General features: G+C 58.5%; 9 protein-coding genes. 8 read left to right on the top strand and 1 reads right to left on the bottom strand.

Annotation, left to right across the window (positions count from 1 at the left end; all coding sequences use genetic code 11):
• The first annotated feature begins 7 nt into the window (after window positions 1–7).
• From gcvH to BUC26_RS08275, 6 genes are all read left to right on the top strand, one after another.
• Complete coding sequence (gene gcvH, locus BUC26_RS08300; RefSeq protein ID WP_073375098.1) at window positions 8–403, top strand: glycine cleavage system protein GcvH; 396 nt, start codon at window positions 8–10, stop codon at window positions 401–403.
• Window positions 404–406: 3 nt separating this feature from the next.
• Window positions 407–1,741, top strand: a complete 1,335-nt coding sequence (gcvPA, locus tag BUC26_RS08295) for an aminomethyl-transferring glycine dehydrogenase subunit GcvPA (RefSeq protein ID WP_073375096.1) — start codon at window positions 407–409, stop codon at window positions 1,739–1,741.
• A complete protein-coding gene (gene gcvPB, locus BUC26_RS08290; protein ID WP_073375094.1) occupies window positions 1,738–3,192 on the top strand; it encodes an aminomethyl-transferring glycine dehydrogenase subunit GcvPB in 1,455 nt (484 codons plus the stop codon). The genes gcvPA and gcvPB overlap by 4 nt, the downstream gene beginning before the upstream one ends.
• A 12-nt stretch (window positions 3,193–3,204) precedes the next feature.
• Complete coding sequence (lipA, locus tag BUC26_RS24400) at window positions 3,205–4,767, top strand: lipoyl synthase (RefSeq protein ID WP_073375093.1); 1,563 nt, start codon at window positions 3,205–3,207, stop codon at window positions 4,765–4,767.
• A gap of 171 nt (window positions 4,768–4,938) precedes the next feature.
• On the top strand, window positions 4,939–5,472 hold the full coding sequence (locus BUC26_RS08280; RefSeq protein WP_084540549.1) for a DUF2062 domain-containing protein: 534 nt from the start codon (window positions 4,939–4,941) through the stop codon (window positions 5,470–5,472).
• Window position 5,473: 1 nt separating this feature from the next.
• On the top strand, window positions 5,474–6,376 hold the full coding sequence (locus BUC26_RS08275; RefSeq protein WP_084540548.1) for an HhH-GPD family protein: 903 nt from the start codon (window positions 5,474–5,476) through the stop codon (window positions 6,374–6,376).
• Here the strand turns inward: BUC26_RS08275 and BUC26_RS08270 are convergent.
• Window positions 6,373–7,527, bottom strand: coding sequence for a hypothetical protein (locus BUC26_RS08270; protein ID WP_084540547.1), 1,155 nt, complete (start codon window positions 7,525–7,527; stop codon window positions 6,373–6,375). The genes BUC26_RS08275 and BUC26_RS08270 overlap by 4 nt on opposite strands.
• A gap of 230 nt (window positions 7,528–7,757) precedes the next feature.
• Here BUC26_RS08270 and BUC26_RS08265 point away from each other — a divergent pair, with 230 nt between their 5' ends.
• The gene (locus tag BUC26_RS08265; protein ID WP_073375089.1) at window positions 7,758–8,234 is read left to right on the top strand and encodes a hypothetical protein; all 477 of its coding nucleotides are present in this window, start codon (window positions 7,758–7,760) and stop codon (window positions 8,232–8,234) included.
• A gap of 212 nt (window positions 8,235–8,446) precedes the next feature.
• On the top strand, window positions 8,447–12,685 hold the full coding sequence (locus tag BUC26_RS08260) for an acyl-CoA dehydratase activase (RefSeq protein WP_073375284.1): 4,239 nt from the start codon (window positions 8,447–8,449) through the stop codon (window positions 12,683–12,685).
• The last annotated feature ends 93 nt before the right edge of the window (window positions 12,686–12,778 follow it).

The following is a 12,778-nucleotide window of genomic DNA, read 5'->3' as shown; positions in this document are numbered from 1 at the left end:
GGAAGAGATGAAAGAAATCGATGAATTGGATCTGCCGGGCGATGTCTATTACTCCTCGGATCATGAGTGGGCGCGCAAGGAAGGCGAGACGGTAAAGATCGGCATCAGCGATTATGCCCAGGATCAATTGGGTGACATCGTTTTTATCGAACTGCCGGACGTCGGCACCGTTTTTGAGAGGGGTGAGGAGTTTGGTACGTTGGAATCGGTGAAGGCGGTCTCGGAGGTGTATGCGCCGCTCAGCGGTGAGGTGGTGGCGGTCAATACCGATTTGGTCGATGCTCCGGAACTGGTTAATGAAGCGCCGTACGAAAACTGGATCATCGAATTGCGGCCGAGCGATGAAGATGAGTATGACGAGTTGCTCAGCCGTGACGACTACCTTGCAGTACTGCAGGGGTGAGTTATGCGGTACCTCCCCCATACCCCCGATGAGATAGAGCAGATGCTCGCTGCTGTCGGCAAACGCCAGCTTGACGAGCTTTTCGCCCACATTCCCGAGGATTGCCGTTATCGGGGAGACATTGATCTGCCCGACCAGCTGTCAGAATGGGATCTGCTGCGTCGTTTCCAGGATCTCGGTCCGCAGTTGTCATTGGCGTCGGCCCGGGCGGTACTGGTCGGAGGCGGCAGCTATTATCATTTCGTTCCTGAGATCGTCCGTTCGCTGGCCGGTCGCTCGGAATTCGTTACCGCCTACACGCCTTATCAGCCGGAGATGGCCCAGGGGACGCTGCAGGCCATCTTCGAATACCAGACCCTGACCGCCCGCCTGCTCGGTATGGAGGTGGCCAACGCCTCCATCTATGATGGCGCCTCGGCGTTGGCCGAGGCCTTGTTGATGGCCCTGCGCCTGGCGCGTAAAAAACGGACGGTCGCCGTCTCGGCGGCGATTCATCCACACTACCGGCAGGTGGTGCGAACCTATCTCGAGCCCGGCGGCTTTCGCATCATCGAGCTGCCCCTCGACGAGACCGGCCGTACCGACCTGACATCCCTGCCGCCGCCGGACGAGCTTGCCGCCGTGGCCCTGCAGTCGCCCAATTTCTTCGGTGTGATCGAAGACATGGTGGATGCGGCACCGACCGTTCATGACGCCGGGGCTCTGCTGGTCACCTGTTTTACCGAACCGTTCGCATATGGCTTGCTGCGTAGCCCCGGTTCGTGCGGCGCGGACATCGTCTGCGGAGAAGGCCAGAGTTTCGGCATCGCCCCGTCTCTGGGCGGCGCCGGCCTCGGTATGTTTGCCTGTCGGATGGAACATGTGCGCAACATGCCCGGCCGCGTAGTCGGCGAGACAGTCGACCTGGACGGCAAGCGCGGTTTCGTGTTGACGCTGTCGACCCGCGAACAGCATATCAGGCGCGAAAAAGCGACATCGAACATCTGTTCCAACCAAGGGTTGTGCGCACTGACCGCGGCGGTCTATATGGCGAGCCTCGGTGGCACCGGCTTGCGCCGGCTGGCCAAACTCAATTACGACAAGGCTGCATATCTGAAAAACGGACTGCTCGCCAGCGGTGCCCGGCTGCTCTACCGCGGGCCGACCTTCAACGAGTTTGCCGTGCGTATGCCCGCCGGCTTTAAGGAGCAGCGCCGGCGCTTGATGGAGCGGGGTATTGTCGCTGGGTTGCCGCTTGACGGCTTCGATCCGGCGCTGCAGGACGCCTACTTGTTCTGCGTTACCGAGACCGTGTCGCGATCAATTATTGATGAGTTGTGCAAGGAGGTGCAATCATGACCAGTGGACCGGGAATGTCCGGCCTGATTCTTGAAGAGGCGCTTCTGTGGGAGAAGGGGAAAAAGGGTCGATCGGCGTTCAGTATGCCCCAGCAGGATGTGCCGGAAGCGGACCTCGATGCCTCGTTGCTCGGTGCGGCGCCCGATTTTCCCGACCTGGGCGAAGTCGACGTGGTCAGGCACTATACTCGCCTGTCCCAGTGGAATTTCGGGATAGACACCGGGCTGTATCCTCTTGGTTCCTGCACGATGAAGTACAACCCGAAAATCAACGAGCGGCTGGCCGCCACCCCGGGGATTGCCTCCGCCCACCCCCTGCTGCCGGAGCTGTCGCCGGGCATGCTGCGGATATTGTTCGAACTGCAGCAGTTTCTGGCGGCGATTACCGGTATGGATGCGGTCTCGTTGCAGCCCGCTGCCGGAGCCCAGGGCGAGTTGACCGCGATGCTGATGTTTGCCGCTTATTTCCGGGAACAGGGAGGGCAGCGGCGGCGAATTTTGATTCCCGATACTGCCCATGGCACCAATCCGGCCAGTGCCGCGCTCTGCGGTTTTAAGCCGGTGCCGCTGCGCTCCGGACCGGACGGGATCCTAGATCCGGCGACGGTGGCCGCGGAGATGGACGAACAGACCGCCGGCATTATGCTCACCAACCCCAACACGCTCGGCCTGTTCGAGGAGAATATCCGCGCCATCACCGACATTGTCCATGGTGCCGGCGGCTTGGTCTACGGTGACGGCGCCAACCTCAATGCCGTCATGGGGATCGTCGACTTCAAACGCTGCGGCGTCGATGCGATGCACCTGAACCTGCACAAGACCTTTTCAACCCCGCATGGCGGCGGTGGTCCCGGTGCCGGTCCGGTCTGCGTCGTGAAGCGGCTCGAACCGTTTCTGCCGGTGCCCCGAATTGTCAAAACGGCGCAGGGCTATGATCTTCATTCTGACGCTCCTGCTTCGATCGGCCGGATGCATGCCTTTTTCGGCAACGTCAGCGTCCTGGTCCGGGCTTATGGCTACATCCTGTCGATGGGCCCGCAGTTTTTGAAAAAAGCGAGCCAGTTGGCGGTCCTCAACGCCGTCTATGTGCGCGAACAATTGCGTGACACCCTGGAGCTTGCCTATGATCGACCCTCCTTGCACGAATCGGTGTTCTCCGACAAACGGCAGCACGCCTTCAAGGTGAGCACGCTCGATATGGCCAAGCGTTTGATCGATCACGGCTATCATCCGCCGACCGTCTACTTCCCGCTGGTGGTGCCCGGCGCGATCATGATCGAACCGACCGAGACCGAGTGCAAGGAGGACCTGGACCGCTTTATTGCCGTGTTCAAGGAAATTGCCCGCGAAGCCGAGACGGACGGTGAGCGGCTTCGTCAGGCACCGACCAGGACCAAGGTACGACGACTCGACGAGACCAGGGCGGCCCGCACCCCCTGTCTGATCGGTTGACGGTTCCCGCAAATGGATCTGGTCGTCGAATCATACCTGCTGCTTGCCTATCACCAGGCCTACGCCCGGCAACTGCAGCTGGTTGATATGTTGCGCCGCGATCCCGCGATGCCGGATCATTGTCTGATGCTGGAACATCCGCCGGTGTTTACGCTGGGCCGGAACGGTTCGCTGCAACATATCGAGGTGAGCGAAGCGTTTCTCGAAGATCGGGAAATCGAGCTGGTCCACATCGAACGGGGCGGCGAGGTCACCTATCACGGTCCGGGCCAGATCGTCTGCTATCCGATCGTCAATCTGCGCCGCAGCGGCCTCACGGTGACCGCGTTCATCGGCTGCCTGGAAGGAGCGATGATTGATGCCGCCGCCGCCCATGGCCTGGTTGCCGGACGGGACGGCCGCAATCGCGGCGTTTGGTCAAACGGTAAAAAGCTCGGCAGCATCGGTATCGCTATTCGCCACGGCATTACCTTCCATGGCCTGGCGCTCAACGTCGCCACCGACCTGGAGCCCTTTGGCTGGATCTCCCCGTGCGGCCTCTCGCAGGTGGCGATGACCTCGTTGCAGCACGAGACGGGCAGAGCCGTTGGTGTCGAGTCGGTCAGGCAGTCGCTGATCGAGGCGCTGGCAGAGCGTTTGGGGCGCCGTGTTGTCCTTACCGCTCCACCGGCCGTCTCCGCAGCGGCGGAACCGGCACCTCTTCCCCGGGCGGCAAAACCGAAATGGCTGCGTAAACCGCTGCCGGCGGGTGGTGCCTATGAGAAGACGCGCCGTCTGATCAGTCGAGAACGCTTGCAGACGGTATGCCGGGAAGCGCGGTGCCCCAACCAGTTCGAGTGCTATGGCAACGGGACGGCCACCTTCATGATCATGGGGCAGACCTGCACCCGAAACTGCCGATTCTGTGCCGTTGGCCATGGCGTCCCCGAGCCGCTCGACGCCGGCGAGCCGGAACGGATTGCCGGCGCCGTCGTCGAGATGGGATTGGATCACGTGGTCCTGACATCGGTGACCAGGGACGATTGTACCGATGGCGGTGCCGGCCATTTCGTCGCCACGATCGAGGCCATTCGTGCCCGTCGTCCACACTTGCCGGTCGAGATCCTGATCCCCGACCTGCAGGGGAATCAGGCGGCGTTGCAGCTCATTTGCCGGGCGCGGCCTGCTGTGGTGAACCACAATATCGAGACGGTTCCGCGTCTCTATGCAGCCGTCCGCCCGCAGGCCGATTACCAGCGATCGCTGACGCTGCTGCGCAGGGTCAAACAGGCGGCGCCGGACATCGTCGTCAAGTCCGGTCTGATGCTCGGTCTTGGTGAATCCGCAGCTGAAGTACTACTGACGCTTCAGGAAATCCGGGAGACCGGCTGTGAATTGCTGACCCTTGGCCAGTATCTGCAGCCGACTCGCGGCCACTTGCCGGTGCAGCGTTTTGTAGAACCGTCCGAATTTGACAAGTTCAAGCGGCTGGCCCTGGAGCTTGGTTTCCTGGGAGTCGCGTCCGGTCCCCATGTGCGCAGTTCTTTTCAGGCCGGCCGACTTTTTCGGCAGATTGTCCAGCCCTCACTGGTGTAAATCGCTTGCACCGAGCCACTATCGCTTGTCGCTTTATTATCCCGAATTTGTGCCCTTCCTGCTGATCAACGCTAGCCTCGCTCATGACGATGGATTATTATAAAGAGTTGGCCGGCGAACGTTGTTGCTTGGCAATCGGGTTTTGACAGCAGCTGTCTGTGATAGGTGGTCATGATACTCAGGGGCAATAAAGAGCGAAACATCATCCCTTACCGATCGATGGTCAAATGGATGGTGCGCCTGCGGCGCTCGCCGCGGGCTATTGCCGGTGGCTTCGCGCTGGGGACCTTCGTTGCGTTCACCCCGACGATCGGGGTGCAGTTCGCCATTGTCCTTTTCCTCGGTACCCTGCTCAACATGAATCGTCCTGCGGCTTTGGTAACCATCTGGATTACCAACGTGGCGACAATGGCGCCGATCTATACCTTCAACTATTGGGTCGGCAGTCTCCTCTGTTCCGGTCCTTCCACCGGGCAGGTCTACCGCGTGTTTGCCGATCTCGCAGCGCAGATGATGAAAATGAACGGTTGGGAAGTAATCGAACAATTCAAGGCGGTCATGAGCTTGAGCCGGGAAATCATCATCCCGCTGGTCATCGGGTCCATCATTGTCGGCCTGATTGCCGCATTGATCGTCTATGTCGCCTCGTTTGCGATGCTGCGCTTTCTGCTGATCCGCAAACATCGGAAGCGCATCCTGTCCTGATATGGCACCACCACTCACCGGCAGTCTCGTCGATGGCGAGCTGCCGTCGTTTTTTACTGAGAGTTGGACCGATTTCTATCGGCGCACCGCTATCTGTCGTGAATCACTGGCGCGTTTCCGAACGATTATTCTGCATCACTATCTGTATCATCGGCGCTCGTTCAGCTGGCGAGAAGAGATCTCTCCCTATCGGGTACTCGTTTCCGAGGTGATGCTGCAACAGACCCAGGCAGGTCGCGTGGCTTCGGTATTCGATCGTTTCATCGATGCCTTTCCCGAGTTCAGGTCCCTCGCCGATGCTCCGTTTGCCCGGGTGCTCGGGCTCTGGAAAGGTCTCGGGTATAATCGCCGGGCCAGGTACCTGCAGGAGGCGGCGGCGCGGGTGGCCGGTGAGTATGATGGTATACTGCCCGACGATCCGGATCTTCTCGTCAGTCTCCCGGGTATCGGTCCGGCCACCGCCGCCTCTATCTACGTCTTTGCCTTCAATCGCCCCCGAGCCTTTATCGAGACGAACATCCGCACGGTCTTTCTGCATTTTTTCTTTCCGGACGAGACGGAGGTGAACGATCGCCGGATCATGCCGCTGGTCGAGCGAACTCTGGATTTGGAGCATCCGCGGGACTGGTACTATGCGCTGATGGATTACGGGGTGATGCTCAAGCGAATCGTCGGCAACGCCGGCCGGCGGAGTTCCCATTATCAGCGTCAGTCCCCGTTCGCCGGCTCCGATCGGCAGCTACGCGGCCGGATTTTGCAAGTGCTGCTTGATCGACGAATCGTCGAAGCGGCCGAGCTGGCTTCACTGCTCGACGAGCCGTCAACCCGTGTGGACCGACTGGTCGCCGCGCTCTGCGATGAAGGATTGGTGGTCAGAGATGGCGCGGTGCTGGCCCTTGACTAAACGGTTCTCCCGCCTGTCCCGCTGACCCGAGACATCGGGCCGGCGCCTTTCTCCTCGAAAAAGAGATGTAAGAATAAGCAATAACAAATGATTGCCGCAATCGCGATGAACGGATCGGTCTTGCCGAGCGGTGCCAGAATGCCGATTACCAGCCAGTGGAAACCGATGATCAACCAGGAATTGAGTTTCAACGGAAAATCGTTGAAACGCATCAGGATCAGCAATCCGCTCAAACTCCAGCCGTACAGCGATAAGTAGGCATGACCGGTGAGCAGCAAGCGTCCCCACTGTTTGTAGGCCTCGGGATATTTGGCGAGCACGATATAGAAGACACCGGTAATGCCGGTAAAGACGAGAAAGGTCATGCCGGACAGCAGGAAATGTTTCTGTTGAACATCGATGCCGAGCAGCAGATAGTAACCAAATATCAAGATGACCGTAATGAACAGAAAAACGGCGATGAGCGTTTTGGCCAGCTGCAGATCGAAGATGATAAACAAGAAGAAGATGATGACGCCGAGGTTGACCGACCAGAAAAACCCCTGTTTTACCAGGTAGAGCGGTGGCGCGAGGCTGCGTCTGATGTAGGAAAACATTACGGACATGGTAATCAGTGATACCGGGAAGGAGAAACCGAGGAAAAACACGTTAAGGGTTAGATTCTTGTACGGCAACCAGTGCAGAACCGTGTCGTTGAGCAGCACGAAGGTGGCGATAAACAGGGCCAGCGACAGGCAGAGGATTGACGCGTGATGGAACTTGTCGCTGACCGGAACGGTGGGGGCGAGAAGATCTCGTGGCACCAGGGAAAAGGCCCTGATGCGGATCGATTCGACCAGTACGCCGAGGAGCAGGGACAGCAGGGCCGCCCCCTGGTAAAGGTTTAAAAAGGCCAGGACGGCGTAGAGCAGGCTGAGGCCGAGGAAGAGATAACAGCGCAGGGATGGACGGGCGGTGTTCTCGGTATGATAGATGATGATGAAACCGCCGGAGCACAGGTTAAAAAGGAAGATATGCAACCGCTCGAAGTTTCGGTCGTAAACCTGGTCTGCGAAACCGAACAGGAAGGCAAGGACCATCAGGCCGAGAATGAAGGCCCGCAGCCGTTTGTCGAGAAAGAAGTGCGGATGAACCGGTGATCCGTTACGCATACTGGCCTTGGTAGAGGAAATCTGAAGATATCGCGAAGACTATTGAACACTTTTCCCCATATTGCAAGCGCTGGTTATGTGGACAGTCCGGTTGAGTCGGCCCGGCAAGGAGGACGGTGCACGACGGCAGTAGTATGTACTTATGAATGCAATACGTAATTTGTATTATTGACACGTATTCGATACTGCTATACGTATTATAGAGCAAAGATTCGAACAGGGAGGTGGACATGGCCAAACGAGTTACCGTCAGTATCCCCGATCTGCTCCATGAAAAAATGGAGCAATGGCGCGAATCATTTAATCTTTCCAAGATGTTCCAGGAGGCGGTAGCTGATGCGATCCAGAAGAAGGAGGATTTTCAGCGGCGCCTCCGGGAGGATCGCGAGATGGGTGAAATCATTGATCGGCTCAAAAAAGAAAAGGCCCGGTCCGAAAGGAACTGTTTCGACCGGGGCCGGGATGACGGTTTCAACTGGGCGCGCAGCGCCGAATATGATGATCTGCTCTATGGTCTGAGCTGGAAAGGTCAGGACAACGTGCTTCGTGACCAGGTCCTCGGTCCCTACTTCTTCGAGCGGGCGGTAAAAAATGGATTGGTCGATGAACAGGACGGTACACCCAACGAAGCTTATCTGCGGGTCTATGTCGACGGGTGGAAAAAGGGCCTGGCGGAATTCTGGGATGCCGTCAAGGATAAATTGTAAAACGGTGGAGCCTTTCGCAAAACTTAGCTTTTCGTTCGAAATCAAGGCATGCGAAAAATTTTTACCGCAGGCATATACATGATATTCCGAGGATAAAAATTTGAGCATAACGCAGAGTTTGGGCGAAAAGATTGTTTTGCAAATGGCTCTGGTGGATCAGAGGCCGGGCAGGCGGCCGCAGTGTTGATCTGCCGCCGGTCATGGGAGTAATCATGCAGCAGGCGGAAACTATTCTCGGTGTTGACGTCGGTTCGGTGGCGGTCGGCTTGGTGGCCGTGGACCGGGAAGGGCGGATTGTCTTTTCCGAGTATCGGTTCCATCAGGGGCAGGTTCGGTCGGTGCTGGAAGAGATGCTGCGCGGGCGGTTCGAGACGGGTTACCATCCCCTCGTCGCCGCTACCGCCTCGACGCCTGATGTTATCGTCACCGACCGGAGCTATGACAACCAGGTGGCGGTGATTGCCGCCGCGCGTCGCAGTGTTCCTGAGGCCGGCGGTGTACTGCTCGTTGGTGCGGAGAAATTCAGTCTGGCGGTGTTCGACGAAGACGGCAATTATCGCGGGACCAGATCAAATACCTCCTGCGCTGCAGGGACCGGAGGCTTTCTCGACCAGCAGGCCGTTCGGCTCGGCCTGCAGACCGCAGAGCGTCTTGGCCGGACGGCATTGGCCTGTGAGACGCCGGGTCCGCGGATCGCTTCGCGCTGTGCCGTCTTTGCCAAAACCGATTTGATTCACGCGCAACAGGAGGGGTATCGACTCGAGGAGATCAGCGACGGTCTCTGTCGCGGACTGGCCACGAATATCGTCGACACCTTGTTTTCAGCAGAGATCGGAGATGGACCTATTGTCTTCTGCGGCGGGGTCAGTCTCAATCAGGCGGTGGTTGAACACATTGGTGCATTGACCGGGCGCACCATTACCGTCCCGCCGCAATCCCATCTTTTCGGCGCCATCGGCGCGGCGCTCAGCCTGCTCGAAGACCTTGATGTTGAGGCCATCATCCCCGTGGTTCGGCATCATAACGAGCCTCTATTTCGCGAAATTACGCGACAGAAAAGCTACCAGTACGAACCGCTCGACCTGCGCCTGTCCAGCTACCCCGATTTTTCCGGCAGTCGCCGATATGAATTTTCTAAACAACTGGTCACCCCCGTTGAAGTAGATATTTATGGCGATCTGGAGCAAGCGGCAGCATGGCGGGTCGGGCTTGGTATCGACATCGGTTCGACCAGCACCAAGGCGGTTCTCGTCAATGGTGTCGGTGAGGTGATTGCCGGGTTTTATACCAGGACGGCCGGGCGCCCGCTGGTCGCCGTGCAGTCGATTTTTCGCACGATCGCCGCCATCGAGCAGGAAGCGGGTCGGCGGTTTCAGGTCACCGCTTGCGGCACGACCGGCTCGGGGCGGAAGTTCATCGGTACCATCGTCGGCGCCGATCTGGTGGTCGACGAGATTACCGCCCATGCCCGGGCTGCCTGCCAACTCAATCCCGATGTCGATACGATCATCGAAATCGGCGGCCAGGATGCCAAGTTTACGACCTTGGCCGAAGGCCGTGTCACCTCGTCGACGATGAATACCGTCTGTGCCGCCGGTACCGGTTCGTTCATCGAGGAGCAGGCGTCCCGCCTCAATTGTCCGCTGACGGAGATCAGCGAGCGGACTGCCGGCATTGCTGCGCCGATGGCCAGCGACCGCTGCACGGTCTTCATGGAACGCGACATCAACCATCTGCTCAGCGAGGGTTACAGCGTCAACGAGGTGCTTGCCGCGGTCCTGCACTCGGTCCGGGAAAATTATCTGCTCAAGGTGGCCTCGGAGGGCGCCATCGGCGAGGTCATCTGCTTTCAGGGAGCCACTGCCAAGAACCGCTCACTGGTGGCCGCATTCGAGCAACGGCTCGGCAAACCGATCCAGGTCTCCACCTTCTGTCATCTCACCGGTGCCCTCGGCACCGCCCTAATTATGTCCGATGAAGGCCATGGCACGGCGCAGCCTAGCCGTTTTGCCGGTCTCGATATCTACCGGCAGACCATCCCGATCACCAGCGAAGTCTGCGAATTGTGCACCAACCACTGCAAGCTGTCGGTCGCCGAGATCAACGGACGCACCGTGGCCTACGGCTTTCTCTGCGGCCGTGATTACGAGACTAAGTCCTTTGTCAAAAGAGAATCCTCTGCCTACGACCTGCTCGGAGAGCGGCGGCGGCAGCTGGCGTCGATACCGGTGGCTCAGCCTGATGATGAGATACGGATCGGCCTACCGGCGGCGGTGCATATGGTCGATGACCTCGGTCTGTGGAAACGGTTTTTTTCCTATCTCGGTATACCTACCGTGATCAGTCCGTCCGGTCGGGAGGCGTTGAAGCGAGGCACCTATCTGCGCAAGGCCGAGTTCTGTGCCCCGGTCACGGCGATGCACGGTCATGTGGACCTGCTGCTGGGCGAGGCCGATTATGTCTTTCTGCCGGTATATCTCGAGGACAAGGCCCGCGATGCCCGGCGGCAGTATTGCTATTATACCCAATACCTGGCACCGCTGACCAGTGCGGCGGCTCCCCGGGACGGCGAGCGGATTCTCAGCCCGGTCATCCGTTATCTCTTCACCTCTTTCCATACCAAGATGCAGCTTTACCGGATGCTGCAACCGATTACCCGCCGATCGGTCAGTTTTCTCGAGGTCAGCGCCGCTTTTGATCGTGCCGTCAACGAAGATCAGACCTGGCGTCGACAGCAGCAGGAAATCCTCGGCCGACTCAGGGGAGACGGCGGTGACGAGGAGATCGCTATCGTCTTTCTCGGACGACCGTACAACGTGCTGTCTCCGGAACTCAACGGATCCATTCCCGGCATCTTCCGGAGCCTCGGTATCGACGCCTACTTCCAGGATATGCTGGAAATTGCACCGGAGGAGGTGGCGCGAATCGAGCCGTTGCTGACCGAGGTGCACTGGAAATTCGCCGCCCGCATCCTGGCGACGGCAGAAGCCGTTGCCAAGCGGCCCGGTCTCTATCCGGTTTACCTCAGCTCGTTCAAATGCTCCCCCGATTCGTTCGCCATCGATTATTTCAAACGGATCATGGCCCACCACAACAAGCCGTATCTGATCCTGGAACTCGACGAACACGATTCAAATGTCGGCTATGAGACACGCATCGAAGCGGCCTTCCGCGCCTTTCGTAATCATCGCGGCGGACTCGCCGGCAGGAAGAGGCGTGCAGAGATTTTTATCAATCCGCACTCCGATCGGTCGATCGACGGCAAGACGGTGATTTTCCCGAACTGGGACCGTCTGACTTGTTCGCTGCTGGTCTCGGTACTGAAGCATGAAGGCGTCGATGCGGTGCTGATGAAGGAAACGGATCATTCAATCCGGCAGAGCCTGAAGCACAATACCGGCCAGTGCATACCCCTCAATGCGATCGCCCAGGGATACATGGACACGATCCGGGAACGGGAACTTGATCCGGCCCGCTGCCTGCTGTGGCTCAACGAGTCTTTCCTGGCCTGCAACATCCGGCTCTACCCTCATCACATCCGTACCATTCTGTCCGACCATGAGATGGGGGAGGCGGGGGTCTACCTGGGCAGCTTGTCCTTTTCCGATATCGGCCTGCGGACCGTGAGAGATGCCTATTTTTCGTATCTGTTCGGCGGTATGCTCCGTAAGGTCTGTTGTCGAATCAGGCCGTACGAAGTGTATTCGGGCGAAACCGACCGGGTACTGGAACGGTCACTGGTTATGCTCAACGAAGCGTTCCGTGACGGTCGGGACAAGGAAGCGGTACTGGAAGAGATTATTAGCCGCTTCGAGTGGATCGAAACCCGCCCGCAGGAACGCCCGAAAGTAGCGATTTTCGGCGATCTCTATTCCCGCGATAACCGCATCCTGAATCAGGACCTGATTCGCTTTGTCGAGGCGCATGGCGGTGAAGTGTTGACCACGCCCTACGTCGATTATGCAAAGATGATCGCTTTTCCCTATTTTCGCAAGTGGTTCAACGAGGGACATTACCTGAACATCCTTGCCAACACGGCTGCCCTGGTAACCATGAAACAGCTGGAGAAGACCTATCAATCGATCTTCGATCGCATCCTGCATGAGCCGCACAAGGAATTCGATGATTCCCCGGCGGACATCCTGGCCCGTTATAACGTGGTGCCGGAGCAGACCGGGGAATCGATGGACAACCTGCTGAAGGTCCATTATACGATGCGCTATCACCCGGAGGTCGCCCTCTTTGTTCAGGCCAGTCCGGCCCTTTGCTGTGCGTCGCTGATCACCGAGGCGATGCGGGAGAAAATCGAGGAAGTGTCCGGCGTTCCGGTGGTGTCGGTTACCTACGATGGTACCGGCGGTGCGAAGAACGACGTGATCATCCCGTATCTTCGCTATCTCCGAGGCAACGCCCCGCGTGATGTGTCTTTGCAGCAAGCCGGTCTGACTTGATCGGTTCGGCGAGAGGGCGGCTCGGCGTGATGGTGGGTCACCCTTTTTCACCATCCCCTCCTTGATCTCGTCGTCTCCGCTCTTATGTTAGAA

Source organism: Desulfofustis glycolicus DSM 9705 (genome assembly GCF_900130015.1).
In the GTDB taxonomy this organism is placed as follows: Bacteria; Desulfobacterota; Desulfobulbia; order Desulfobulbales; family Desulfocapsaceae; genus Desulfofustis; species Desulfofustis glycolicus.
Note: the sequence above shows the minus strand (reverse complement) of the source record. Positions and strands in the feature narration are given on the sequence as shown.